The following is a 26,273-nucleotide window of genomic DNA, read 5'->3' as shown; positions in this document are numbered from 1 at the left end:
CGCCGAATCAGCGCGCCAGCGCCTCGTAGCCGGCGATCTCGTCCTCCGCCAGCAAGGCACGCAACTGGCTGGCCGAGGCGCGCGCCATCGGTTTCTCGGTCACCGGCGACAACGGCGCTTGGCGCAGTGCATCGCGCGGCAGCACGGTGAGATCGAAGGTGGCCTCGTCGGTATTGAAGACCCAGACGTCGAAATCGCCGCTGCGTTCGCGGTCCAGGCGCAGGCGGCGCATCCGCGAGTCGGCGGGGATGTCGTGTTCCTGCAGCCAGATCGCGACCTCGCGCGGATCGTCGCAGAACAGGTGCAGCAGCACCGGCGCGTTGGCATCGGCGGTGCCTTCCAGCACCGGACCGACCAGGCGCGGTTCGAACGGTGCGAAGAAGTCGAGCGCGCGCAGCGCGGCTTCGCGGCGACTGCGCAGGCGCTCCTCCATGTCGTCGCCGTGGAACAGGCGCTGGTAGCCGCGCAGCGCTTCCTCGATCTCGCGATTGCGCGGCAGCGAGGCGTCATCGTGAAAGCCGAGGCGTTCGGCGGCCTTGAGCTTGGCCTGGTGGAAATCGCGGATGCCGCTTTCCGACATCAGGCGGGCGGCTTCATGCGCCAGTCGCTGGCGCCGCTCCTTGGTGCGAGCCTCGGCATGTTGGCGAGCGCGGTGCATGGCGGGCTCCCTGTCGAGGTTCCACCGACTCTAGCGCAGCTTGGGTGACGGAACCACCTTGACCAGAACCTGTTCAGGATCCGTCATGAGCGAAGCCATGCGGTTCGTGACGGAGCGCAGCAAGCGCAGCGCATGTACGAATACGTGAGCATTGCGAGCACCGCACGCGGGCCGCATGGCGAGCGCAATAGGATCCTGGGCAGGTTCTCAGAAGATGTCGTAGGCGTCTTCCTTCGGCGCTTCCTGCTTGGTCTCTTCGTCCTTGGGCGCCTGGCTGTAATCGACGATGTCCGGATTGTTCTGCAGGTCTTCTTCCTTCAGCCATTCGCCGTTGACCTGGACCATGCCGTTGGGGACCTCGCGCTTGACCTGCGGCTGGTCCTTGATGGCGTCGCGCATGTAGTCGATCCAGATCGGCAGGGCGGCCTTGCCGCCGTATTCGCCGTAACCCAGGGAATCGTCGTCGTCGCGGCCGACCCAGACCACGGTGACCAGGTTGCCGCCGAAGCCGGAGAACCAGGCGTCGCGATGGTCGTTGGTGGAACCGGTCTTGCCGCCGATGTCCTCGCGATCGAGCACGCGGGCGGCGGTCGCGGTGCCGCGCTTGACCACGTCCTGCATCATCGTCACCAGCTGGTAGGCGATGCGCTCGTCGATGGCGCGCGGTGCGATCGCCGAACCTTCGGGCAACGCCACGGGCTTCACGGCTTCCTTCGTGCTGCTCTTCGCGGTCACTTCGGGCTTGGGTTTCTCCGCTTCCGGGCCGCCGAGGTTGAAGCCGTCGACGACATCGGGTTGTTGCGGCTTCGCCGCCCCCTGCGCGTCGGCGGTGGTGGACGGCGGCAGGTTGGTGCCGGCGCAGCCACGGCAGGCGGTCGCCGGGTTTTCCTTGAACAGCTGCTTGCCGCTGGCGTCCTTGACGGTATCGATGTACCAGACGTTGACGCGGAAGCCGCCGTTGGCGAACGCGGCGTAACCACGGGCGACGTCGATCGGACGCAGCGAGGCCGCGCCCAGCGACATCGACAGGTTGCGCGGCAGTTCCTTCTCGTTGAAGCCGAAGTGGGTGATGAAGCGGATGGCGTAGTCGACGCCGATCGCATCGAGCAGGCGCACCGACACCAGGTTGCGCGATTGCACCAGCGCTTCGCGCAGCTTGATCGGGCCGGCGAAACCGCCGCCGTCGTTCTGCGGGCGCCAGATGTGGTTGCTGCGATCGCGGAACACCACCGGCGCATCGAGCACGATCGACGACGGGTTGTAGCCGCGTTCGAAGGCCGCCGCATACACGAACGGCTTGAAGCTGGAGCCCGGCTGGCGTCGCGCCTGGGTGGCGCGGTTGAAGGAGTTGCCGTTGAAGCTGAGGCCGCCGATCAACGCCTTGAGCGCGCCGTTGTCGTAATCGATCGACACCAGCGCCGATTGCGCGCGCGGCAGCTGCTCGATCGCCCAGCCGCTGTCCTTGGTGTCGGTGACGCGGGCAACGTCGCCGCGCTTGAACAGCGATGCCGGCGTGCGGCCCGGCCAGCTTGCCGCCAGCGAGGCCGGCAGCGTCATCACCTTGCCCTGCGCATCCACCACCTGTGCGCTGCCATTGCCTTCCGTCGACAGCACGATGACCGGCACCAGCGCCGCCTGCACCGGGAACGGCGCGAGGCGCTTCGCGGTCTGCTCCGGCGTTTCACCATCGGGCAGGTCGAAATGCTTTTCCGGGCCGCGCCAGCCGTGGCGATGATCGTAGGTGCGCAGGCCGTGGCGTACCGCGACGTCGGCTGCCAGCTGCATCTTGGAATCGATGGTGGTGGTGACCTCGTACCCCTGTTCCAGGGCCTGCGGACCGTAACGGGTCAGCATTTCCTGGCGCACCATTTCGGCGACGTAGGGCGCGTACACCTCGACCGGGCGCTCGTGCGGCGCGGCGTGCATCGGTTCGGCGGCAGCGGCATCGGCTGCCGCCTTGCTCACCATCCCCAGCTGGGCCATGCGCGGCAGGATGTAATTGTTGCGGCGATCGCGGTTGCGATCGGGATCATCCAGCGGGTTGCCGGTCGACGGGAATTTCGGCGTGCCGGCCAGCGTCGCCGCTTCGCCCAGGGTCAGCTGGTCGAGCGACTTGCCGTAGTAGAACTGCGCGGCCGCGGCGATGCCGTAGCTGCGATTGCCGAAGAACGACTTGTTGAGATAGAGCTCGAGGATCTGGTCCTTGCTCAGGTTCTGCTCGATCTTGCGGGCGAGCAGCATCTCGCGGAACTTGCGCTTGAAGCTGCGTTCCGGCGTCAGGAAGAACTGGCGCGCCACCTGCTGGGTGATGGTGGAGCCGCCGGGCACGCGCTTGTCGGTGGTGGTCGCCATCAGCCAGAGCGCGCGGGCGATGCCTTTGTAGTCGAGTCCGCCGTGCTTGTAGAAGTCGGCGTCCTCGGTGGCGATGAAGGCGTCCTTGACCTGCTGCGGCACCTTGGAGATGTCGACCGGGATGCGCCGGCTTTCGCCGAAGACCGCCATCAGCTTGCCGTCGGCGGAGTACACCGCCATCGGTTGTTGCAACTGCACATCGCGCAGGGTGGTGACGTCCGGGAGGTCGCGGCTGACGGTGATGTACAGCCCGGCGAAGACCAGGCCGCCGATGAGGGCGAGCGCGGCAGAGGCCAGCAGGGCCCATTTCAGGAGACGGCGGACGACTGGGGGCATGGGCCGGAAAGCTGGAGGAACGGCCGGCCAGTATACGAAGCGGCCATGGTCGGCGGCCGATCGGCGGTTGGCCGGGTACTCGTCTTGTCGCCGGAACCTCAAGTAAAGCTTGCAATGTCGTGAAGAGTTCGTTATTTAGCTACCGTTGGATTTGACGCTCGTCTCAAGTTCTCCAAAAAGGGGCAGACACGGTGGGGTTGTTCAAAAAGGCTAGTGCGCCCCTAGTGGGCGTTGATATCAGCTCGACCGCGGTCAAGCTGCTGCAGTTGTCGCGTTCCGGCGGCAGCTATCGCGTCGAGCATTACGCCGTCGAGCCGTTGCCGGCCAATGCGGTGGTGGAGAAGAACATCGCGGACGTGGACGCGGTCGGTGCGGCGATACGCCGTGCGGTCGATCGCGCCGGCGTGCGCTCGAAGGGGGCCGCCGCCGCGGTGCCCGGCGCGTCGGTGATCTCGAAAGTGATCCCGATGGCGGCCGGCCTCAGCGAGGACGACATGGAAGCCCAGGTCGAACTCGAGGCGGGCAACTACATCCCGTATCCGATCGAGGAAGTGAACTACGACTTCTCGGTGCTCGGGCAGATGCCGAACGCGGCGGACACGCTGCAGGTGCTCCTGGTCGCGTCGCGTTCCGAGAATGTCGAAGCGCGCCAGGCGGCGCTCGAGATCGGCGGTCTCGATGCCAAGGTGATGGATGTCGAGGCGTTCGCGATCGAGAGCGCGTTCGGCCTCATCGCGCCGCAGCTCACCGTGCCGCGTGACGGCCTGGTCGCGCTGGTCGATGTCGGCGCCACCACCACCACCTTGAATGTGTTGCGCAACGGCCGTGGCCAGTACCTGCGCGAGCAGATGTTCGGCGGGCGCCAGCTCACCGAGGAAATCATGCGCCGCTACGGCCTGAGCTACGAGGAAGCCGGTCGCGCCAAGCGCCTCGGCGGCCTGCCCGAGCAGTACGAAGTGGAAGTGCTCGAGCCGTTCAAGGATTCGCTGGCGCAACAGGTCGGTCGCCTGCTGCAGTTCTACTACGCCAGCAGCGAATACAACCGCGTCGACCAGGTCGTGCTGGCCGGCGGTTGCGCCTCGATCCCGGGCATCGCCCAGGTGATCGAAGAGAACCTCGGCGTGCCGACCATCGTCGCCAATCCGCTGGCGCAGATGACGCTGGATCGTCGCGTGCAGGCGCAGGCGCTCGCGCTCGACGCCCCGGCCCTGATGATCGCCTGCGGTCTCGCCCTGAGGAGTTTCGACTGATGGCGCGCATCAACCTACTCCCGTGGCGCGCGGAACGTCGTCGCCAGCGCAAGCAGCAATTCAACATGATGCTTGGCATCGCGGCGCTCGCCGGACTGGTGCTGAGCGGCTTGATCTGGATGTATTACCGCGGGCAGATCTCCGGCCAGCAGGATCGCAACACCTACCTGCAGGGCCAGATCACCGAACTCGACCGCCAGATCGCCGAGATCAAGGAACTCGACGAGAAGAAGGCCGACCTCCTGCGTCGCAAGCAGGCGATCGAGGAGTTGCAGTCGAACCGTTACCAGATGGTCCACCTGTTCGATTCCGTGGTGCGCACCTTGCCTGACGGCATCGTCCTCACCCAGCTCAAGCAGGAAGGCGAAGTGCTGACCATCGACGGCCGTTCCGAATCGAACGCGCGCGTGGCCATGTACATGCGCAACATCGAAGGGTCCGGCTGGATGACCGGCCCAGAAGTCAACGTGATCGAGAACGCGCCGGCCACCGCGCCCGCGCCGTCGCCGGGTGCGTCGGTGCTGAACACGCCGGCTTCGGTGCTGCCCTACCAGTTCACGATGAAGGTGAAGCTGAGCAACCCGAACGCGCCGAAGGATCCCAACGCGTCGCCGGGCTCGATCAGCACGACGCAGGCGCAACCGGCCAACGCGCCGCTGCAGCCGGCATCGCCGCCACAGGCGGCCGCCCCGGCTGCCGGAACGCAACAGCAGGCAGCGGCACCCGCCGCAGCGCCGGCCCCGGTGGCGCCTGCCGCCCAGGGCCCGCAGCCGGCACCGCAGACACAGACCCAGGCGCCTGCAAGCGCCGGCCAGCCGGGGGGACGCTGAAATGGCGCGCAAGGGCACAAGCCTCGATTTCAACAACATCGGCGGTTGGCCGATCGGCGCCCAGGCCGTACTCGCTTCCCTGGCGGGGGTCCTGATCCTGGTGCTGGCGTGGGTACTGGTCTTCCGTGGCCAGCGCGAAGAGCTGCAGGGACTGGAAGGCACCGAGTCGTCGTTGCGCCAGGACCTCGAGACCAAGGCCGGCAAGGCCGCGAACCTCGAGCCGCTCAAGCAGCAACTGGCGACGATGGAAAAAGACCTGCAGGAAATGCTGCGACAGCTGCCGAGCAAGACCGAGATGCCTGACGTCATCACCGACATCTCGCAATCGGCGCTGGCCAGCGGCCTGCGCGTCGAACTGTTCAAGCCGCAGCCCGAGGTCAAGAAGGACATCTATGCGGAGCGGCCGATCGACCTGCGTTTCGCCGGCGGTTTCCACCAGTTCGGTGCCTTCATGAGTGCGGTGGCTTCGTTGCCGCGCGTGGTGATCATGACCATGAACAACATCGCGCTGACGCCGCGCGACAAGAACTCCGGATTGCAGATGGCGGGTACGGTCAAGACCTATCGCTACCTCGACGAGAGCGAGCGCGCGCCGCCCCCGGTGAAGGGCAAGGACGGCAAGCCGATTCCGCAACCTGCCAAGCCTGCCGATGGAGGTGCCAAATGAGCATCCGCCTGACACGCATGGCCTGGGTGTTCGCGGCTTCGGTACTGCTGGCCGGTTGTGGCCGCAGCGTCGAACACTCCCCGAACGATCCGTCCGATCTCGCCAAATGGGCGAAAGACACCCGCTCGAAGCCGGGTCCGCCGCTGCAGCCGCTGCCGCCGATCATGCCGTTCGAGAAGTTCAACTACGACGCACAAGGATTGCGTGATCCGTTCGACATCGCATCGGCTGCCGCCGGCATCACCGCCTCCGGTCCGCATCCCGAGTCCGCCCGTGCCAAGCAGCCGCTGGAGCATTACCCGCTCGATGCGCTGAAGATGGTCGGCACCATCGGCGGCAAAGGAAGGGGTGCCCTGGTTGGCCTGGTGATGACGCCGGACAAGGTCACCTACCGGGTCAGTCCGGGCATGTACATCGGTCAGTCGGAAGGACGGATCACCTCCGTCACCGAAAACCGCATCGATATCGTCGAATTGACGCCTGATGGCGGGGGCGGCTGGTTGCAGCGTCCGGCCTCCATCGCACTCAACAGTCCTTGATTAGGGGAAAGCACATGCAGTTCATCCATACGAAATGCAGCGGCGCGCTCCAGGCCGGTCGCATTGCGCTCCTCGCAGGATTGCTGGGTACCGCGGTTTGCGCGCAGGCACAGGTCGCCAGCCAGCCAGTCGCCGGCGCGGCGTCGGCGCAGGCGCCGTCGGTCGACAAGGTCGACTTCAAGCGCAGCGACGACGGCTCGGGCAAGTTGATCCTCAGCTTCAGCGGCGACGGCGTCATGCCCGACCTGCGCAACCAGGGCAACTCCGTGGTGATCGACCTCGGCAATACCCGGGTGCCGGCCAACCTGCAGAAGCTCATGAACGTCAGCGATTTCGCGACGCCGGTCGACAGTGTCGATGCTGCCGGCAATCGCCTGGTGCTCAACACCCACGCGCCGTTCGAGTCGATGGCTTACCAGCGCGGTCGCGAATACATCGTCGAGATCTCGCCCAAGGCCAGCGCGAGCGCGGTCGGCGGCATGAACTCGATCGTCTCGGCTGCGGCCAGGACCGCGGCGGGCAAGGCGAAGGATGCATCGACCTACAGCGGTCGCCCGGTGAACTTCAACTTCCAGGACGTGCCGGTGCGCACCGTGCTGCAGTTGATCGCCGAAACCGCCGGCCTCAACATCGTTGCGTCCGACACCACGCAGGGCAACATCACCCTGCGCCTGCAGAACGTGCCCTGGGACAAGGCGCTCGACGTCATCCTCAAGGCCAAGGGCCTGGACAAGCGCCGTGACGGCAACGTGATCTGGGTGGCCCCGCAGTCCGAGATCGCCAAGAGCGAACAGGACAAGGAAGACGCCCGCATCGCGCTGGAGAACCGCCAGGACCTGACGACGGAATACTTCCGCATCAACTATCACAGCGCCACCGAGATCTACAAGGCGATCACCGAGGCCAAGGGCATTGGTGGCAGCAATGGCGGCAGCGGTGGCAGCGGCCAGAACAGCAACGACAACGGCTTCCTGTCGCCGCGCGGCCGCATCGTCGCCGACGGTCGCACCAACACGCTGATGATCAGCGACATCCCGAAGAAGGTCGCGTCGATGCGCGCCCTGATCAACGAGATCGATCGTCCGGTCGACCAGGTGGTGATCGAGTCGCGCATCGTGATCGCGACCGAAACCTTCGCCCGCGATCTCGGCGCGAAGTTCGGCATCGGTTATCGCAACGGCAAATACGGTATCGGCAGCGACATCGCGAATGCCCAGGCAGTCCGTGCCGGCGGCACCAACAACGGCTTGAACTTCAATCAGCCGGCGAACTCGATTTCCACGGCGGCCACGATCGGCTACTCGATCCTCGGCGCCAACTTCTCGCTGGATCTCGAGCTGTCGGCGATGCAGGAGGAAGGCCGTGGCGAAATCCTCGCCAACCCGCGCATCTTCACCACCAACCAGCGCGAATCGGTGATCCAGCAGGGCAGCCAGATCGGTTACGTCACGGTGACGGGCAGCGCCGGCGGCGCCTTGCTGCCGCAGGTCCAGTTCAAGGACGTGCTGCTCGAACTGCGGGTGACCCCGACCATCACCAATGACGACCGCGTGTTCCTGAACGTCAAGGTGACCAAGGACGATCTCGACAGCTGGCTGGATACCTCGATCGGCCGGGTGCCGATCATCGCCAAGCGTGCGGTCGATACCGCGGTGCTGATGGACAACGGCCAGACCGTGGTGATCGGCGGCGCGTACGAATTCAAGAGCAGCGACACCGTGCACAAGGTTCCGTTCCTTGGCGACCTGCCGGTCTTCGGTGCCCTGTTCCGCCAGAAGAGCAAGAGCAACCAGAAGGCAGAACTGCTGGTGTTCCTGACGCCGCGCATCATCCGCGTCAAGCAGACGATGCACTGACGCGACGCGCATGCAGTACGCGAAACGGGAGCCGCTGGCTCCCGTTTCCGTTTCCGGGAGTCGCCCCGGGAGTCGTGATGAACCAATGGACGACGGATCGGTCAAACTGGCGCCGTCTCTTTCGCGATCGTCCGATGAACCAGACCCTGCCCCCAGAGTTGCCCACGCAAGCCGCGCCGCAGCGTGCCGTCGTCGATGGTCGCCTGCACGCCACGTTTCGCGCATTGGCGGATGACCTGTCGGCGCAGGTGGTGGGCCAGTCGCGGCTGATCGAACGCCTGTTGATCGCCTTGCTCGCCGATGGCCATCTGCTGGTGGAAGGCGCGCCCGGCCTGGCCAAGACCACTGCGATCCGCGCGCTGGCGTCGCGACTCGATGCGCAGTTCGCACGCGTGCAGTTCACGCCCGACCTGCTGCCCGCCGATCTCACCGGAACCGAGGTGTGGCGACCGCAGGATGGGCGCTTCGAATTCCAGCCGGGTCCGATCTTCCATTCGCTGCTGCTGGCCGATGAAATCAATCGCGCGCCGGCCAAGGTGCAATCGGCCCTGCTGGAGGCGATGGGCGAGCGCCAGGTCACGGTCGGTCGGCAGACCTATCCGTTGCCGAAGTTGTTCCTGGTGATGGCGACGCAGAATCCGATCGAGCAGGAAGGCACCTTCCCGCTGCCGGAAGCGCAGCTCGATCGTTTCCTGATGCACGTGCGGATCGGGTATCCCGATGCCCAGGTCGAAAGCGAGATCCTGCGCATCGCGCGTGCGGCGGCGCGCGGCCAAGTATTGGACCAGCCCGCCGAAGCGCCGGTGCCGGTCGCGCTCGACGACTTGTTCGCGGCGCGCGCGGCAGTCCTGGATGTCCATGTCGCACCCGCGCTCGAGCGCTACCTGATCGAGCTGGTGCTGGCCTCGCGCAATCCCGCGAGCTACGACCGCGATCTGGCGAAACGCATCGCCTGGGGCGCGAGTCCGCGCGGTTCGATCGCGCTGGAGCGTTGCGCGCGTGCGCGTGCATGGTTGCTGGGGCGCGACTACGCCACGCCGGAAGACGTGCGCGCGGTGGCGCCCGACGTGCTGCGCCATCGCATCCTGCCTAGTTACGAGGCGATGGCCGAAGGCTGGACCGGCGATCGCCTGGTCGATGCCTTGCTGGGCGTGGTGCCGTTGCCCTGAGCGCGTGGCAGCCGTGAACGACGCGATCGCACCCTCCCTGCCGATGCTGCTGGCGCTGCGCGGTGAAGCGACTGCGCGACGCCCGCCGCGGCGCGCGCGCGAGGGCGTGAGCGGGCCGGCGTTGTCGCCCTTGCGTGGCCGCGGCATGGAATACGCGGAATCGCGTGAATACGCCGTTGGCGATGACGCCCGCCACATGGATTGGCGCGTCACCGCGCGCACCGGGCGACCACATACCAAACTGTTCCAGCCCGAACGCGAGCGCGCGAGCTGGATCGTCGCCGATCGCGTGCCGTCGCTGTATTTCGGGACGCGCGAGCGCTACAAATCGGTGCAGGCGGCGCGATTGGGCGCGGTCGCGGCGTGGTCCGCACTCAATGACGGCGATCGCATCGGCGCCATGTGCGGAAGCGCCAGCGAACCACCGCGCATGCCGGCCGGTGGCATGCGTGGCGCATTGCCGGTGCTGGAAGCGCTGGTGCGCTGGTATTCGACGCCTGCAAGCGATGGGCATGGACTGGATCACGCCTTGCGGCAGGTGCGGCGACTGGTGCGTCCCGGTTCGCGTGTTGTCGTGCTCGCGGAAGCGGCCAGCGTCGTCGCGATCGATGCCGCGCGCTGGCGTGCATTGGCGAAAGCGAGCGAATTGCACGTGCTGTTGCCGGTCGACGCCTTCGAACAATCGCCGCCGCGCCGCCGCTTGCGCTTTCTCAGTGCGGGGGCACGCAGCGAACTCGATCTCTCGGGGGCTGCTGCCTACGGTCGCTGGAAAGAAGCATTCGCGGGGACCGTGCAGCAGGCGCTGGCGACGATCCGCGATGCCGGCGGCGAAGCGCAGGCGGTCGCCACCGATGCATCGGCCAGCGATTGGCTGGCGGGTTTTCGCGCAACGCAGGCGGAAGTGGCATGACGGCGCCTGCGCAAATCGCATTGCGCGACATCCACCAAGCGACCGCGCCGGCGTGGTGGCCGCCGGCGCCGGGCTGGTGGGTCGTGGCGGCGGTCGTCGTCGCGATCGCTGCAGCGGTGTGGATCCTGCGTCGACGCAAGATCCGCCAGGTGCGCGAACTCGAAGCCATGTTCGACAACACCGTCGACGCCGCGCAGACCCCGGCGGCGCAGGTGCGGGCAATGTCGGAGTTGCTGCGCCGCGCCGCGCGCCGCAAGCAGGGCGATGCCGACACCTACGACGGCGAGACATGGCTGCGCTTCCTCGATTCCGGCTACAAGGTGCCGGTATTCGAAACCGACGCCGGTCGCATGCTGGTGGACGGCGCCTTCCGTCCCGAAGTGAACGCAGATGACGTGCGTGCCTTGCGCGACGTCGCGCGCACGCGCTTCATCGAATGGATGCAGCAGTGACGACATGGCTGCAGCGCCTGTGGCCGCACGACTGGGCGCTGGCCTGGCCGTGGATGTTGTGGGCGATTCCATTGGCGTGGCTGGCGTGGATGTTGCTGCCGGCGCGACGCACGCAAGGCGGTGCATTGAGATTTCCCGATGGCGAAGCGCTGGCGCGCGTCGGCGACGGCAGGCCGGGCGTCTTGCGTCGCCATGCGCCGTGGCTGGGCTGGTTGGCGTGGATCGTGTTGTGCGTGGCGGCGGCACGACCGCAAAGCCTGGGGCCTGCGGTACTGCCGCCGGACAGCGGACGCGGGATGATGCTGGCGGTCGATCTCTCCGGCAGCATGGAAACGCCGGACATGGCGCTCGGCAACTCGACCGTGGATCGTTTGACGGCCGCGAAAGCGGTGATCGCCGATTTCCTCGATCGTCGCGGCGGGGATCGCGTCGGCCTGATCGTGTTCGGCGATCGTGCCTTCGTGCTTGCACCGATCACCGCCGACCTCGACACGGTGCGCCAGCAATTGCGCGACAGCGTGGTTGGCTTGCCCGGCACCTCGACGGCATTGGGCGATGCCATCGCGCTGGGCGTGAAGCGCCTGCGCGCGGTTCCGGCGCAGGAGCGCGTATTGATCCTGTTGACCGACGGCGTCGCGACGTCCGGCGTGATCGAACCGTTGAAGGCGGCGGAACTGGCGCAGATCGCCGGCGTGCGCGTCTACACGATCGGCGTCGGCGGTGGCGATTCGCAGCAGAGTTTCTTCGGCATCCCGGTGTCGATGCCGGGCGGCGACGATGAAGTCGACGAGACGACCTTGCAGAAGGTCGCGCAGATGACCGGTGGCCGTTATTACCGGGCGCGCGATGCACAACAGCTTTCCGGCATCTATGGCGAGATCGAACGACTGGAGCCGGTGAAGACGCAGGGAAAGGCGGTGCGTCCGCGCATCGAACACTATTACCCGCTGTTGCTGGCGGCATGCGGATTGTTCGTGCTGGCGTTCGCGCTCAACGCCTGGAGGCGCCGCGGATGATCACGGCGTTGCACTGGTTGCGACCGGAATGGCTGTGGGCCTTGCTCGCGGTCCCGGTCGTGGCGTGGCTGGCATGGCGATTGCGGCACGGCCGCGATCCGTGGGCGGGCGTGATCGACCCGGTGCTGCGCCCGCATGTACTGGAAGACGGTGGCGCGGTGACGCGCGGACGCCTGGGGCCGCTGTGGGCGCTGCTGCTGGCGGCATGCGCGGTGCTGGCGCTGGCTGGGCCGTCATGGCATCGCAGCGAAGCGCCGTTGCAGCAGTCGAAATCGCCGTTGGTCATCGCCATCGATTTGTCGTCGGCGAGCAGGGCCGAGGATGTCGCGCCGTCGCGAATGCTGCTGATGCGCGCCAAGCTGCAGCAATGGTTGAAGGCGCGTCCCGATGGACAGGTCGCGCTGGTCGCGTTCGCGCGCGATGCCTATGCGGTGACGCCGCTCACCGATGATCCGGCCAATGTCGCGGTCTTCATCGATGACTTGTCGCCGGACGTGATGCCCGACGACGGCCAGAACGCGGATCGTGCGATCCGGCTTGCGCAGGATCTGTTGCAACAGGCGGGCGCCAGCCAGGGCGATATCGTGCTGATGACCGACCATGCCGACGCCGCGGCCATCCGCGCGGCCGCGGCTGCACGCAGCGACGGTTTTCGCGTCTCGGCTTTGGGCGTCGGCAGCGTGCTGGGGCGACCCGTGCGCGATGCCGCCGGCGACATCTCGATGGCGCGCCTCGATCTCGCCTCATTGACGGCGATGGCGGCCGCGGGCGGTGGTCGCGCCACCGCGATGGGATCGACCACGGCCGACATCGCGCAGCTTGGCGTCGATGCGCCAACTTCGGCGGATGCCGGCGGCAATGCACATGGTCGCGCCGGCAGCCAGTGGCAGGACGATGGCGCGTGGTTGCTGATCCCGCTGATGTTGCTGCTGTTGCCGGCGTTCCGGCGTGGCGGTGCGCTCGCGGCGATGCTGTTCCTCGCGATCGGATTCGCCGCGATCCCGCAAACGGGACATGCGGGCGATTTGTGGCGGCGTCCCGACCAACAGGCTTACGACCACATGCAATCGGGGCAGCAGGCGTATCGCAAGGGCGATTTCGCGCGCGCCGAATCCGAATTCGCGAAAGTCGGCAGTCCCGATGCCGCCTACAACCGCGGCAACGCCCTGGCGCGACTCGGCAAGTATCGCGAGGCGGTGCAGGCTTACGACCAGGCCTTGCGCCGCGATCCCGCCATGGCCGATGCCAAGGCCAATCGCGAAGCGGTGCTCAAGGCGATGCGCCAGCCGCCGCCAAAGGGACAGCAGTCCGGGAAAAACAGCCAGCAGAATCGCCAGCAGGGCCAGCAGAACGGCCAGCAACAGGGTGGCCAGCAGCAGGGCGGTTCACAACAGAACTCGTCGCAGCAGAGCGGACAGCAGCAAAGCGGCGCGCAGCAGAATGGCCAGCCACAAAACAATCGGCAACAGAACGGCCAGTCGTCGGCAGGCGATGCATCCGGGAATCCGAAGCCGGAGGATCGCGCAGGCCAGGCGGCAGCGGATGCAGCGCAGCGCGAACGCATGCGCGAGGCGATACAGCAGGGCAAGGGCGACGCCCAAGGCCAGCAGCCGGGTGCGGGATCGCAGCCGGAAACAGCCGCGGAACGCGAGCGACGCCAGCAGGTCGAAGCCTGGTTGCGGCGCATCCCCGATGATCCCGGTGCCTTGCTGCGCAGCAAGTTCCAGCTGGAACGCGCGCGGCGTCGCGGAGGTGGTGGATGAAACGTGGAGCCGCGTTGATTGCATTGGCGATGTTCGCCGTGCCGGCATGGGCAAAGACTTCGGCAACGCTCGATCGCACCCATGTGAAACAGGGCGATGCGGTGATGCTGACCATCGCCACCGACCAGGTCGGCGCGCCGGATTATTCGGCGTTGCGATCGCGCTTTCGCGTCGAGGATGTCGCCAGCGAACGTTCGGTGCGCTACACCAATGGCTCGCTGGCGGTCGATCTGCGTTATCGCGTTGAACTGATCGCGTTGCAGCCCGGCATCCAGACCATTCCGTCACTGGCGGTGGGTCGCGATCGCACGCAGCCCTTGCAGCTGGAAGTGACGGCTGTCGGCAACACGACGCCATTGCCATCGCCGCAGGCGCAACCGGCGTTGCAGCAAACGCAACCGGCTGCGAGCCAGGGACCCGTGTTCATCCAGACCCAGGTCGATGATCGCCACCCCTATGTGCAGCAATCGGTGGGCGTGACCGTGCGCCTGATCTACGCGACGCAGATGCTGGATGGTGCGCTCGATCTCGATGCCCCGCCCGGTGCGTCGTTGCGCAGGGTCGGTGAAGACGTGCAGGGCACGCAAGACATCGGGGGACGCAGCTATTCGGTGATCGAACGCCACTATGTGCTCGTGCCTGATCGCAGCGGCACGCTGACCTTGCCGGCGGCGCGTTTCAGCGGGCACGGGCAGGGCGGATTCTTCGATGACGTCTTCGGCGACGGCCGCGAAAACATGCGCGCCAGCGGGCAGCCGCAGGTGCTGCAGGTGCGGGCATTGCCGGCGAATGCCGCGCAGCCGTGGCTGCCGCTGCGTCGCCTCGAACTGCAGGTGACTGCGGTGCCGAGATCCGCGACGGCGGGCCAGACGGCGGTGGTGACCTTGCGCATGCAGGCCGACGGCGCCAGCGCGGCGCAATTGCCGGAATTGATGTTGACCGCGGACAGCGATGCGCAGGTGTATCCGGAAGCCCCGACGATCGACGATCGCGACAATGGCGGACGGCCACAGACGGTCGTGACGCGGCGCTTCTCGGTGGTGCCGGCGCATGCCGGTGCATTGCGTTTGCAGGCGACGCCGATCCAGTGGTGGGATGTCGCGAACGACCAGCCGGCGACCGCGCAGGCACAACCGGTGACGGTGAATGTCGCGCCCGGCACGGGGGCGTTCGCTGCCCCCGCCGCGGCGCAGCCGGCCGCTGCCCAGGAAGGCACGAAATGGCCACGCTGGCTGCGTTCCGGTTTCGTCTGGAGCATCGCCGCCGCCGTGGTCGGCCTGTTGTGGATCGCCAGCCTGGCCTGGGTCGCGCGTCGTCGCGACACGCATGTCGCCGCGCCGGTGGCGGCGAATGCAAAACCATCCTCCGCGCCGCCGCTGCCCTTGCGCAAGGATGAACTCGACGAGGTGCTGGACTCCGGCGATCTCGCCCGCATCGCGCAGACCTTGCAGCGGATGGCAAATCCACCCGCGGCCGATCTCGATGCGCTGAAGTCGCGACTGCAGTCGATGCCGCAGGCCGACGCCATCGATGCCTTGCAGGCCGCGCTCTGGGGCAATGGCCGGATCGCGCCGGAAACGGCGCTGGCATCGTTGCGGCAGGCCTTCCGCGACGGACCGCAGTGGCGCGCAGCAGAAGAGGCGAAAACCGCCAAATCCACGTTGCCGCCGCTCTATCCGGAGCACTGATCGGGGGCGGTTTGTTAAGCTCCTCCGGATTTTCACGGCCGGAGCCGACGCATGACCCCTGAGCAGAAACCCGTCGCGACCACCGGTGGCAAAGGGCTGGCCCTGCACTACAAGGTGCTGATCGGTTTCGTGCTGGGCACGCTGCTGGGTCTTGCCGTGCATTCCTTCATCGGCAATGCGCCGTGGGTGGAATCGCTGATCGCTTACGTCACCCAGCCCTTCGGCAAGATCTTCCTCAACCTGCTGTTCATGCTGGTGGTGCCGCTGATGTTCTCGGCGCTGGTGCTGGGCGTGGCCGAACTCGGCGACATCGCTTCGCTGGGCCGGCTCGGCTGGCGCACGCTGATCTACACCGCCGGCGTGACCTGTGCGGCGGTCGGCATCGGCCTCTTGTGCGCCAACGTGTTCCAGCCGGGCACGCACCTCGATCCGTCGCTGATCGACAAGGTGGTCGGCAGCAATATCGCCAAAGCGGACCAGATCATCGAGCAGGGCAAGCAGCTCAACTTCATGGATCTGATCATCAACATCGTGCCGCACAACATCATCGGCGCGATGGGTGACGACAAGCAGAAGCTGGGCATCGTGTTCTTCGCGCTGATGTTCGGCGTCGGCCTGGTCATGCATCCCAGCGCCGGCACCCGCGCGTTCAAGAACACCCTGCAGGGCGTGTTCGAGATCTCGATGACGCTGATCGGCCTGTTCATCCGCCTGGCGCCGTACGCGGTCGCCGCCTTCATGTTCAACCTCACCGCGCAGCTCGGCTTCGATGCCATCCGCGCGCTGTTGTGGTTCGTGGTCACCGTGCTGGTGGCGCTGGCGATCCACGGCTTCATCGTGCTGCCGCTGTGGGTGCGCTTCATGGGCGGAATGTCGCCGCGCACCTTCTTCAGCGGCACCCAGGAAGCGACGCTGACCGCGTTCGCCACCGCGTCGTCCACCGCGACGCTGCCGGTGACGCTGCGCGTGGCCGAGGAAAACCTCAAGCTGCCGCGCAAGGTCTCGCGCTTCGTGCTGACCGTCGGCGCATCGGCCAACCACCACGGCACCGCGCTGTTCGAAGGCATCACGGTGCTGTTCCTGGCGCAGGCGTCGGGCCTACACCTGCCGCTCACCCAACAGTTGCTGGTGCTGATCCTGTGCATTCTCGGCGGCATCGGCACCGCGGGCATCCCGTCGGGATCGCTGCCGGTGATCGCGATGATCTGCGCCATCATCGGCCTCGATGCGCAGAAGATCGGCATCATCATCGGCGTCAACACCTTCCTCGACATGTGCCGCACCGCGCTCAACGTGACCGGCGATCTCGCGACGGCCGTGGTGGTGGCGAACCGCAGTGGCGAAACCGACATGCCGGACGACGCCACGCTGGAGCGCCTGGAAGAAGGCGCGATGCATTGATTCAAGGCGGCTGCCGTCCCCGCCATCCCGGACGGCAAGAGAGGAGGGGAACAATGCAGTTGAAGTGGATCGTGGCCATCGGCCTGGCCGCCGTCGCCGTGCAGGCACAGGCGGCAGAGCAGTGCATGGCGAACTATTCCAAGGAAGGCAGCTTTTTCAAGGGACGCACCTTCAAGAGCTGGGCGGAATACCCGACCGTGTCGAGCAAGGACGCCTACACCCGCGTCTATCGCAAGATCGTCAGCGAAGGATTCAAGATCAATACCGCGGACAAGGAAGTGGGCATCATCTCCGCGCAGCAGAACGTCACCGGCAGCGCGAAAACCGTGCCGCTCAATGCGGTGATCGAAGCCAAGGGCAAGGGTTCGAAGATCGAACTCACGTTCACCACCGAAGGTGGCCTCGCGGTCGGCGAGGAAGGCGTGCAGAAGGGAATGTGCAACATCCTCAACGCGGCCGAGAAGTAATCCAGGCGGCGTTTCGCGGCGGGCCCCGGGTCGCGGGCGCCCGCCGTTTATATGTGCAATCGTGCAGTTATTCCGAAGGCTTGAGCAGATCGAGTAGCGCAGCCCGGCGTTTGGCCGGAAGGTTGCGATAACGGAGCAGCAATGCACGCTCCTTCTCGTTGCGCGCCACCGGGGAAGATTCGTCGGACGCGTATGGCGGACTGCCTTCGGCGATCTGTCGGTGATCTCCCGAGGCGACGCCGCAAATCAGTTCGTCGAGCGAGCGCCCCAATGCGCGGCGCAATTCCGGGAGCATCTTGAAGCTGGGCGTCTCGCGGCCGTTTTCCCAGGCCGATACCGACGACTTGGTGATTCCGAGCGCGAAGCCCAGTTGCTCCTGCGTCAGCCCGGCAGCCACGCGCGCTTCGCGCAGGCGATCGGCGAATCGCTTCATCTGCGGGCTCCGGTCAGAGGGCCCTTGACAGTATTGCTGTGCCGTACCTATGTCGTGCGGTCATGCGTTGACACATAATGTTCGGAAATGCAAGACTTCGAAGGACGGAATTTCCGTACTTGCTGTCGGAGCCGGTTGCGAGGGTGGGGGAGTGGATGCCGTTGGATTCGATCGCGGCCGCAGGTCATTGCGAGGCGATCGAATCCAGGGTCGGCAAGGAGCAGATCAACATGGAGGCGTGCTTGGATTTTTCGGTCGAAGACAACACGGAGGTCGCCGTATCCCACCTGGCAAGGCTTCACAAGAATCTTGGCGGGGATTATGAATCAGTTGTCGTGGCGGTCATGGCCGGGATCTGTCGACGCAATCCGGCCAGCGCCGATTTCTACAACTATTTCCTCGGGAATCGCATCCGCAATTATCGCGATCTGGCGGCGGTGCAACTCAATGCATTGGCGGCCCCGCCGGGAACGTCGATCCCGCAGACGATCTCCGATTTCGGCGAAAGCATCGAAAGAAGCCTGCGTGCGCAAGGGATCCCGGAGAAATTCATCACCGGGAACAACGCCGAAGTGATGGAAGACCTGGTCAGGGAATTGCAAGGAACGTAATTGCCGGGCCGCCAACCAATGCGTTGTGGGACAATGGGCGGGCCCCGAGCCGCGGGCGCCCGCCGATGCCGCCATGACCACCCCGACGCGCCGCGAACTCGCGAACGCCATCCGTTTCCTTGCCATTGACGCCGTCCAGGCCGCGAATTCCGGCCATCCCGGCATGCCGATGGGCATGGCCGACATCGCCGAAGTGCTGTGGCGCGATCACTACGCGCACAACCCGGCCAACCCGAAGTGGTGGAATCGCGATCGCTTCGTGCTGAGCAACGGCCACGGTTCGATGCTGCAGTACGCATTGCTGCACCTGACCGGCTACGACCTGTCGATCGACGACATCAAGAATTTCCGCCAGTTCGGATCGAAGACGCCGGGCCATCCGGAAAACTACGAGACGGCGGGCATCGAGACCACGACCGGTCCGCTCGGCCAGGGCTTCGCCAACGCGGTCGGCATGGCGCTCGCGGAAAAACTGCTGGCGCAACGCTTCAACCGCGAAGGCCACGACATCGTCGACCATCGCACCTGGGTGTTCATGGGCGACGGCTGCATGATGGAAGGCATCAGCCATGAAGCCGCGTCGCTGGCCGGCACCTGGAAGCTCAACAAGCTGGTCGCCTTCTGGGACGACAACCACATCAGCATCGACGGCGACACCCAGGGCTGGTTCACCGACGACACGCCGGCGCGTTTCGAGGCCTACGGCTGGAAGGTGATCCGCGGCGTCAACGGCCAGGATCCGGTCGAAATCGAAACCGCGATCAACACCGCGCTGGCAGTCAGCGACAAGCCGGTGCTGATCTGCTGCCGCACCACGATCGGTTTCGGTTCGCCGCACAAGGCCGGCAAGGAATCCAGCCACGGCGCGCCGTTGGGCAAGGACGAAGTCGAAGCGACGCGCCAGGCGTTGGCGTGGCCGTATGCGCCGTTCGAGATTCCCGCCGACATCATGCAGGCCTGGGATGCGCACGCAGCCGGCACCAAGCGCGAAACCGAGTGGAACACGGCATTCGCGGCCTATCGCGCGGCATTCCCGCAGGAAGCCGAAGAACTGACGCGCCGGATGACGGGCGTGTTGCCTTCCGACTTCAACGCGCTGGCCGATACCTATGCCGCCAAGTTGCAGGTCGAAGGCCCGGTCGTCGCCAGCCGCAAGGCCTCGCAGATGGCGATCGAAGCGTTCGCGCCGCACCTGCCGGAACTCGTCGGCGGCTCCGCCGACCTCGCGCACTCCAACCTGACGCTGTGGAGCGGCAGCAAGAGTGTTTCGACCAGTGACGCCAACGCCAACTACATCTATTCCGGCGTGCGCGAATTCGGCATGTCGGCGATCAGCAACGGGCTGGCGGTGCATGGCGGTTTCATTCCCTACGACGCCACCTTCCTCGTCTTCAGCGATTACGCGCGCAACGCCGTGCGCATGAGCGCGCTGATGGGCGCGCACGTCATCCACGTCTACACGCACGATTCCATTGGTCTCGGCGAAGACGGCCCGACCCACCAGCCGGTCGAACACATGGCCTCGCTGCGCTACATCCCCCACAACGACCTGTGGCGTCCCTGCGATGCAGTGGAATCCGCGGTGTCATGGCAGGCCGCGATCGAGCGCGCCGATGGCCCGAGCTGCCTGGTGTTCTCGCGCCAGAACCTGCCGCACCAGCAGCGCGATGCCGCCCAGCTCGCCGCGATCCGTCGCGGTGGCTACATCCTCAAGGACAGCGTCGGCACGCCGGAGTTGATCCTGATCGCCACCGGTTCAGAAGTCGGCCTGGCGATGGACGCCGCTGCCCAATTGGGCGAACGCGTGCGCGTGGTGTCGATGCCGAGCACCGACGTGTTTGATCGCCAGGACGCTGCCTATCGCGAGTCGGTGTTGCCGAATTCGGTGCGCAAACGCGTCGCCATCGAAGCGGGCACCGCGGATTTCTGGCGCAAGTACGTCGGTCTCGACGGCGCGGTGATCGGCATGACTGGTTACGGCGCCTCGGCGCCTGCGGAAGTGCTGTTCAAGCACTTCGGCTTCACTGTCGATCACGTCATCGAGGTTGCGCGCTCGCTTTGAGCGCGTATCCGAGCAGGCGCGCGTACAAGCGGTCCTGCAAGCCGCGTGGCGCATCCAGCGCCATGCGTTGCATGGCTTCGGCATCCGCGGGGGCGCCACTGGCGAGTGCGCGCACGATGGCCTTGGCCGTGCCGTAGGGCGTGGATGTGGTTTCCTGCAGCCATTGCAGCGCCTTCACGAGGCGCTGTTCCACCGACGTGAAATCGCTGCCGAGCGGATAGTCCGGCAGCGTGCCATCCAGTCGGAACGGTGCGAGCGCGGCGCGCACGCGTTCCGGGGTGTTGTCCTGCCATGACGGCGGCGCGACGAATGCGCCGGCGAGTTTGCGATTGGCCCTGGCCTGTTGCAGCAGGTCGGCCTGATGGCGCGCATCGGCGATGCCGGTCATCGCGATGATGCAGTCTTCGTCGACCTTGCCGCGCAGGTCGGCGATGCCGTATTCCGTCACGTAGAGGTCGCGCAGGTGGCGGGCGATCGTCGCGTGCGGGTAGTTCCAGAGGATGTTGGAGTGCGCATGGCCTCGTGTGCTGCGCGTCGCATGCAACAGGAGCGCGGATCGCGCGCCGTCGAGATCGTGTCCCATCGCCACGAAGTTGTACTGGCCGCCGACGCCGGAGACCACGCGGCCATCGTCGAGTCCGTCGCTGACGGCAGCGCCAAGCGCGGTCGCCATCATGCAGGTGTTGAAGAAGCGCGCGTCGTGGCGTTGCAGCCGATCCAGCGCTTCATGGCCTCGACGCAGCTGGTTGGTGTGGCTGACCGGGCGCATGTCGATCGCCCGCCGTTCGGCCTCGTCGAGGCCGCGCAGCCAGTCGTAGAAGTCCGGCGATCCCAGATAGAAGGCGCCACGCAGGAATTGGCCTTCGCGATCGCGCCGCTCGCGGTCGGAGGCGTCGGCGCTGCCCTCGGCGATGCGCTGCATCAATGGAAGATCGTCGACTACCTTGCGCGACAGCACGCCGCGTTCGACAAGCAGGCGGAATCCCTCGTTGATCATTTCGCTGCAACCGAAGAGGCCGTTCGGCAGCGGATCGAGGCCGCCGCTGGCGATCACGGCAGGATGGCGTTCGATTTCCGGATCGAGCGCACGCAGCACGGCGCGATAGCGCGCATTGTCGACATGGCGCAGGACGAGGGCGTGGCACAGCGCGTCCGACAACGCACCGATGCCGATCTGCAACGTACCGCCATCGCGGACCAGGGTGCTGGCATACAGCCCGATGGCGTGTTCGGCATCGCTGACCGGTTCGCGCGGCAAGACGAACAGTTTTGATGCGGGGCCAGGTGGCGTCACCACGACATCGAAGAAGCCTGTCGGAACTTCGGCGCCGCCGCCCAGCCAGGGCAGGCCGGGATCCACCATCGCGACCAGCAACGGTCGTGGCAGGCCGCGCGCGACGATGGCCGCGACGGTGTCGCTCGTGAGATCGGTGTTGCAGGAGAACGATAGCGCTCCCGCGTCATTGGCCGCCACGGATTGCACGATGGCATTGACGGCGCGATCCGCCAACGCGTCGGCGACATGGGTGTAATTCAGGCTGGCGTAGCGGCGTTGTCCGGGAGTGGAGTCCAGCAGCGCGCCGGACTGCAGGTAGAACTCCTCGATTTCGATGTTGGCCGGAAGCGCGTTGGCCTTCTCGGCCCGTACGTATTTCAGTCGCGGGAAATCGTCGCCGTAGATGCGTCGCACGAACGGATCGAGGAAGCGCCGCTCCAGATCGCTTCGACCCGTGGGCGGATCGAGCGACAGGGCGGTATAGAGATGCAATTCGCGTTCGGGCCGCGCGGATACCGCGTCATACAGCGCATTGAGCAGGCGATGGGGCTTGCCAAGTCCGAGCGGCGCACCGACGCGCAGCGGGCCGTCGGCATGCGCCAGCAGGCGGGCGACAGCGACCTCGATGGAATCGACATGCTCGGTCATTGTCCAAGCATAGGCCGCTGGCCGTTGCGCGGGGGTCTAGTTTTTCTCCGCGCTCTTCTCCGCCGCAGCGGCGGGGTCCAGCGCTTCATTCAGCAGCAACGCCAGACGATCGGCGGCCTGCAGCACGCGGCGCTCGGCCAACGGGCGCATCGCTTCGCCATAGCTGGCATCGAGCTTGTGGCCCTGCGGATAGGTGCCCCAGTCGTCGATCAGGCGGCAGGACTCCTGCGCCCACTGCGTCGGATTGCCGTCCGTCGTTGCGACCGGCGGCCACGGGCGCTTTGCCAGTTCGTCGGCGAAGGCGCGCGGATGCATCCCGGTTTCCCCGAGCACGTAGTAATCCCACATCGAGTGCAGGTTGGTGCCCATCACGCCATCGACGTAGTTCTTCTGCGCATAGGCTTCGGGCTTGAGCTTGGTGCGCAGGCTGATCTGGTACTGGTTGCCGCCGGCGTCGGGGCGATTGCTGGCATGGAAGGGCTGGTGGACGTCGCCGACCAGATGCACCACGAACTTCAAGGCATCGCGGCGCGCGTCGAGCGGCTGGCTGCGATCACGCAGGATGGCGAGCTGCGCTTCGATCGCGGCGATCACGCAACTGCCGTCCTTGCACTCCTTGGCGGGTTCGTACGCGCACTCCGGTCCGGTCAGCTTGACGTAGTGCCAGCGCGAGGTGCGCTTGAAGCGATCGGGATCGGTGTTGCGCAATTCGTCGGCCCAGTTGGCGACGCCGGCCAGGGTCGGCTCGCGTTCGCCGGCCAGCAGCTTCGCGACTTCGGCCTTGGCGGCTGGGGTCAGGTGGCGTTCGGCGAGATCGCCGACCAGGCGATGGCCCAGCGGCGCCCAAGCCAGCACGGGCAGGGCGCAGGCGAGCAGGAGGAGGGCAATCAGCGTTCTGGTTTGGGGCAGGCGCGGCTTCGGGATTCTGTTCATGGGTCGATGGTAGCCGAGGATCGGGCGCGGGCAGATGACACCCGCTAAAATGGCGGACTCACCGGCGAATCCGGTGTTGTCCATCACCCCACAGGAGCAGGCAATGGCCATCAAGGTCGGCATCAACGGTTTCGGTCGCATCGGCCGCAACGTCTTCCGTTCCGCCGTGCAGAACTTCGGCAACGACATCGAGATCGTCGCGATCAACGACCTGCTGGAGCCGGACTACCTGGCCTACATGCTGCGCTACGACTCCGTGCATGGCCGCTTCAAGGCCGACATCTCGGTCGAAGGCAACACCCTGGCCGTCAACGGCAAGAAGATCCGCCTGACCCAGGAACGCGATCCGGCCGCCCTCAAGTGGGACGAAGTCGGCGCCGACGTGGTGATCGAATCGACCGGCCTCTTCCTCGACAAGGCCACCGCGCAGAAGCATCTCGATGCCGGCGCGAAGAAGGTGATCCTGTCGGCGCCGTCGAAGGACGACACCCCGATGTTCGTCTACGGCGTGAACAGCGACAAGTACGCCGGCGAAGCGATCATCTCGAATGCTTCGTGCACCACCAACTGCCTGGCGCCGATCGCCAAGGTCATCAACGACAAGTGGGGCATCAAGCGTGGCCTGATGACCACCGTGCACGCCGCCACCGCGACGCAGAAGACCGTCGACGGCCCGAGCAACAAGGACTGGCGCGGCGGCCGCGGCATCCTCGAGAACATCATTCCGTCGTCGACCGGCGCCGCCAAGGCCGTGGGCGTGGTCATTCCCGAACTCAACAAGAAGCTGACCGGCATGAGCTTCCGCGTGCCGACCAGTGACGTCTCCGTGGTCGACCTGACCTGCGAACTCGAGAAGCCGGCGACCTACGCCGAGATCTGCGCCGAGATGAAGGCGCAGAGCGAAGGCGCGCTCAAGGGCGTGCTCGGCTACACGGAAGACAAGGTCGTCGCCACCGATTTCCGCGGCGAGACCTGCACTTCGGTGTTCGACGCCGACGCCGGCATCGCGCTCGACCCGACCTTCGTCAAGCTGGTCAGCTGGTACGACAACGAATGGGGCTACAGCAACAAGTGCCTGGAAATGGTCAAGGTGGTCGCGGCGAAGTAATTCGTGGCAGAATTTCGAGACCGCGGTCACATGCGTGGCCGCGGACGACCAACAGGGGAAGGAGAATCGAAATGAAGCAACGTGTCCGGATGGGCGGGATCGTCCTCGGAATCGCCGCGCTCGCGTTCTGTGCCGATGCCAGCGCCGGCCTGCCGTGGGGCAAGAAGAAGGACGACGCGAAGAAGGATGACGACAAGGCCAAGACCGAGCAGACCGACCACGGTCCGATGCGCACGGTGAAGGGCAAGGATGGCGTCGAAGGGGAGATCTACGGCACTGCCGCCGCCGGGTCGCCCTTCAGCAAGCTCGAGATCGGCATGCCGCAGAAGCAGGTGCAGGACCTGATCGGCCATCGTGATGCCGATTGCGGCGCCTATGTCACCGGCAAGGCATGGATCCCGTTCTACCACGGTGGCGATACCCACCGCTGGGAGTGCGCGTACAAGGGTCTCGGTCGCCTGATCTTCAGCTCGCCGTCGGCCTACGACTCGCGCAGCGTGCTGATCAAGATCGTCAACGATCCCAAGGATTCCGGCTACCGCTGAGCGCGGTGTCATCGATCCAGCGAAAGGGCGCCCACGTGGCGCCCTTTTCGTTTGATTTGAACGCGGCGGTCCGGCCCGCGACAATAGGCGTTTCCTGCTGAAACGAAACGGAGCGCCCGCGCATGTCCATCACCCGCATGACCGACCTCGACCTGCGCGGCAAGCGCGTGCTGATCCGCCAGGACTTGAACGTTCCGGTCGCCGATGGCGTGGTGACCTCCGACCAGCGCATCCTCGCCTCGATCCCGACGCTGAAGAAGGCGCTCGATGCCGGCGCGGCGGTGATGGTGACCTCGCACCTCGGCCGTCCCAAGGAAGGCGTGTGGAGCGAAGCCGACTCGCTGGCGCCGGTTGCGCGCCGCCTGTCGGAATTGCTGGGTCGCGACGTTCCGCTGGTGCGTGACTACCTCGATGGCGTCGAGGTCGCGCCGGGCCAGATCGTGTTGCTCGAGAACTGCCGCATGAACGTTGGCGAAGGCAAGGACGACGAGGCCTTGTCGAAGCAGTACGCCGCGCTGTGCGACGTCTTCGTGATGGACGCGTTCGGCACCGCGCATCGCGCGCAGGCCTCGACGCATGGCGTCATCCGGTTCGCGAAGCAGGCCGCGGGCGGTCCGTTGCTGATGGCCGAACTCGACGCGCTGGCCAAGGCATTGCAGCATCCGGCGCGTCCGTTGCTGGCCATCGTCGCCGGCAGCAAGGTCAGCACCAAGCTCGAATTGCTGTCGTCGCTGGTCGGCAAGGTCGACCAGCTGATCGTCGGTGGCGGCATCGCCAACACCTTCATCGCGGCGATGGGCCACGGCGTCGGCAAGTCGCTGGTCGAAAACGACCTGGTCGACACCGCGAAGAAGATCATGGCGGATGCCAAGGCGCGCGGCGCCGACATTCCGTTGCCGGTCGACGTCGTGGTCGCGCCCGAGTTCAAGGCCGATGCGCCGGCGACGATCAAGCCGGTCGATGCGGTCGGCGCCGACGACATGATCCTCGACATCGGTCCGGAAACTGCGTCGCGCTACGCCTTGATGATCCAGGATGCCGGCACCGTGGTGTGGAACGGCCCGGTCGGCGTGTTCGAGTTCAAGGCGTTCGAACGCGGCACCGAAACCGTCGCCCATGCCATCGCGGAATCGAATGCGTTCTCGATCGCCGGCGGTGGCGACACCCTGGCCGCCGTCGACAAGTTCGGCATCGAGAAGGATGTCTCCTACATCTCCACCGGTGGCGGCGCCTTCCTCGAATTCCTCGAAGGCAAGACCTTGCCGGCGGTCGCGGCATTGGAAGCGCGCGGCTGACAATTTCC

At 66.0% G+C, this 26,273-nt stretch carries 23 protein-coding genes; 18 read left to right on the top strand and 5 right to left on the bottom strand.

From position 1 onward, the window contains the following. Positions 1 to 7: 7 nt before the first annotated feature. Both ABE093_RS11820 and ABE093_RS11815 read right to left on the bottom strand, forming a co-directional pair. The gene (locus tag ABE093_RS11820; protein WP_430761105.1) at positions 8 to 658 is read right to left on the bottom strand and encodes a hypothetical protein; all 651 of its coding nucleotides are present in this window, start codon (positions 656 to 658) and stop codon (positions 8 to 10) included. A gap of 207 nt (positions 659 to 865) precedes the next feature. Further along, complete coding sequence (locus ABE093_RS11815; RefSeq protein ID WP_430761104.1) at positions 866 to 3,346, bottom strand: penicillin-binding protein 1A; 2,481 nt, start codon at positions 3,344 to 3,346, stop codon at positions 866 to 868. Positions 3,347 to 3,537: 191 nt separating this feature from the next. On the opposite strand from ABE093_RS11815, the gene ABE093_RS11810 reads away from it, so the two are divergent. The 13 genes from ABE093_RS11810 (at position 3,538) to ABE093_RS11750 (ending at position 17,354) form a co-directional block, all read left to right on the top strand. Then, the gene (locus tag ABE093_RS11810) at positions 3,538 to 4,596 is read left to right on the top strand and encodes a pilus assembly protein PilM (protein ID WP_430761103.1); all 1,059 of its coding nucleotides are present in this window, start codon (positions 3,538 to 3,540) and stop codon (positions 4,594 to 4,596) included. After that, positions 4,596 to 5,426, top strand: coding sequence for a PilN domain-containing protein (locus ABE093_RS11805; protein WP_430761102.1), 831 nt, complete (start codon positions 4,596 to 4,598; stop codon positions 5,424 to 5,426). Before ABE093_RS11810 ends, ABE093_RS11805 begins: the two co-directional genes overlap by 1 nt. Before the next feature lies 1 nt (position 5,427). Then, positions 5,428 to 6,093 (top strand): type 4a pilus biogenesis protein PilO, encoded by a 666-nt coding sequence (locus ABE093_RS11800; RefSeq protein ID WP_430761101.1) that lies wholly within the window; start codon positions 5,428 to 5,430, stop codon positions 6,091 to 6,093. Beyond that, positions 6,090 to 6,632: a pilus assembly protein PilP gene (locus ABE093_RS11795; RefSeq protein WP_430761100.1), complete on the top strand. Its 543-nt coding sequence runs from the start codon at positions 6,090 to 6,092 to the stop codon at positions 6,630 to 6,632. Before ABE093_RS11800 ends, ABE093_RS11795 begins: the two co-directional genes overlap by 4 nt. A 14-nt stretch (positions 6,633 to 6,646) precedes the next feature. Further along, positions 6,647 to 8,488 carry a type IV pilus secretin PilQ gene (locus ABE093_RS11790; protein ID WP_430761099.1) on the top strand — a complete coding sequence of 614 codons (1,842 nt, stop codon included), beginning with the start codon at positions 6,647 to 6,649 and terminating at the stop codon, positions 8,486 to 8,488. Positions 8,489 to 8,622: 134 nt separating this feature from the next. After that, entirely contained in the window at positions 8,623 to 9,657 is a 1,035-nt protein-coding gene (locus ABE093_RS11785; protein WP_430761098.1) for an AAA family ATPase, read from the top strand. Then, positions 9,626 to 10,567, top strand: coding sequence for a DUF58 domain-containing protein (locus ABE093_RS11780; RefSeq protein WP_430761097.1), 942 nt, complete (start codon positions 9,626 to 9,628; stop codon positions 10,565 to 10,567). Before ABE093_RS11785 ends, ABE093_RS11780 begins: the two co-directional genes overlap by 32 nt. Continuing rightward, positions 10,564 to 11,019, top strand: a complete 456-nt coding sequence (locus ABE093_RS11775) for a DUF4381 domain-containing protein (RefSeq protein ID WP_430761096.1) — start codon at positions 10,564 to 10,566, stop codon at positions 11,017 to 11,019. The genes ABE093_RS11780 and ABE093_RS11775 overlap by 4 nt, the downstream gene beginning before the upstream one ends. After that, positions 11,004 to 12,035 carry a vWA domain-containing protein gene (locus ABE093_RS11770; RefSeq protein WP_430761095.1) on the top strand — a complete coding sequence of 344 codons (1,032 nt, stop codon included), beginning with the start codon at positions 11,004 to 11,006 and terminating at the stop codon, positions 12,033 to 12,035. The genes ABE093_RS11775 and ABE093_RS11770 overlap by 16 nt, the downstream gene beginning before the upstream one ends. Further along, complete coding sequence (locus ABE093_RS11765) at positions 12,032 to 13,798, top strand: VWA domain-containing protein (protein WP_430761094.1); 1,767 nt, start codon at positions 12,032 to 12,034, stop codon at positions 13,796 to 13,798. Before ABE093_RS11770 ends, ABE093_RS11765 begins: the two co-directional genes overlap by 4 nt. After that, a complete protein-coding gene (locus ABE093_RS11760) occupies positions 13,795 to 15,486 on the top strand; it encodes a BatD family protein (RefSeq protein WP_430761093.1) in 1,692 nt (563 codons plus the stop codon). The genes ABE093_RS11765 and ABE093_RS11760 overlap by 4 nt, the downstream gene beginning before the upstream one ends. 51 nt (positions 15,487 to 15,537) lie before the next feature. Beyond that, positions 15,538 to 16,887, top strand: coding sequence for a dicarboxylate/amino acid:cation symporter (locus ABE093_RS11755; protein WP_430761092.1), 1,350 nt, complete (start codon positions 15,538 to 15,540; stop codon positions 16,885 to 16,887). A gap of 53 nt (positions 16,888 to 16,940) precedes the next feature. After that, the gene (locus tag ABE093_RS11750; protein ID WP_430761091.1) at positions 16,941 to 17,354 is read left to right on the top strand and encodes a hypothetical protein; all 414 of its coding nucleotides are present in this window, start codon (positions 16,941 to 16,943) and stop codon (positions 17,352 to 17,354) included. Positions 17,355 to 17,421: 67 nt separating this feature from the next. Here the strand turns inward: ABE093_RS11750 and ABE093_RS11745 are convergent, their stop codons facing one another. Next, complete coding sequence (locus ABE093_RS11745; protein WP_430761090.1) at positions 17,422 to 17,787, bottom strand: helix-turn-helix transcriptional regulator; 366 nt, start codon at positions 17,785 to 17,787, stop codon at positions 17,422 to 17,424. 161 nt (positions 17,788 to 17,948) lie between these two features. Between ABE093_RS11745 and ABE093_RS11740 the strand changes: the two genes are divergently transcribed. Further along, entirely contained in the window at positions 17,949 to 18,398 is a 450-nt protein-coding gene (locus tag ABE093_RS11740; RefSeq protein ID WP_430761089.1) for a hypothetical protein, read from the top strand. A gap of 73 nt (positions 18,399 to 18,471) precedes the next feature. Next, complete coding sequence (tkt, locus tag ABE093_RS11735; protein ID WP_430761088.1) at positions 18,472 to 20,460, top strand: transketolase; 1,989 nt, start codon at positions 18,472 to 18,474, stop codon at positions 20,458 to 20,460. Here tkt and ABE093_RS11730 read toward each other — a convergent pair. Both ABE093_RS11730 and ABE093_RS11725 read right to left on the bottom strand, forming a co-directional pair. Beyond that, complete coding sequence (locus ABE093_RS11730; protein WP_430761087.1) at positions 20,435 to 22,384, bottom strand: acetyl-CoA hydrolase/transferase C-terminal domain-containing protein; 1,950 nt, start codon at positions 22,382 to 22,384, stop codon at positions 20,435 to 20,437. The genes tkt and ABE093_RS11730 overlap by 26 nt on opposite strands. A gap of 36 nt (positions 22,385 to 22,420) precedes the next feature. Beyond that, the gene (locus tag ABE093_RS11725) at positions 22,421 to 23,317 is read right to left on the bottom strand and encodes a S1/P1 nuclease (protein WP_430761086.1); all 897 of its coding nucleotides are present in this window, start codon (positions 23,315 to 23,317) and stop codon (positions 22,421 to 22,423) included. A 103-nt stretch (positions 23,318 to 23,420) separates the two neighbouring features. Here ABE093_RS11725 and gap point away from each other — a divergent pair, with 103 nt between their 5' ends. The 3 genes from gap to ABE093_RS11710 all read left to right on the top strand — a co-directional run bounded on the left by gap (position 23,421) and on the right by ABE093_RS11710 (position 26,265). After that, positions 23,421 to 24,425 carry a type I glyceraldehyde-3-phosphate dehydrogenase gene (gap, locus tag ABE093_RS11720; RefSeq protein WP_430761085.1) on the top strand — a complete coding sequence of 335 codons (1,005 nt, stop codon included), beginning with the start codon at positions 23,421 to 23,423 and terminating at the stop codon, positions 24,423 to 24,425. A 71-nt stretch (positions 24,426 to 24,496) separates the two neighbouring features. Beyond that, complete coding sequence (locus ABE093_RS11715) at positions 24,497 to 24,970, top strand: hypothetical protein (RefSeq protein ID WP_430761084.1); 474 nt, start codon at positions 24,497 to 24,499, stop codon at positions 24,968 to 24,970. A gap of 122 nt (positions 24,971 to 25,092) precedes the next feature. Then, positions 25,093 to 26,265, top strand: a complete 1,173-nt coding sequence (locus ABE093_RS11710) for a phosphoglycerate kinase (protein ID WP_430761083.1) — start codon at positions 25,093 to 25,095, stop codon at positions 26,263 to 26,265. Positions 26,266 to 26,273: the final 8 nt, after the last annotated feature.

The organism is Solilutibacter silvestris, assembly GCF_050574925.1.
GTDB classification, from domain to species: Bacteria; Pseudomonadota; Gammaproteobacteria; order Xanthomonadales; family Xanthomonadaceae; genus Solilutibacter; species Solilutibacter silvestris_A.
Note: the sequence above shows the minus strand (reverse complement) of the source record. Positions and strands in the feature narration are given on the sequence as shown.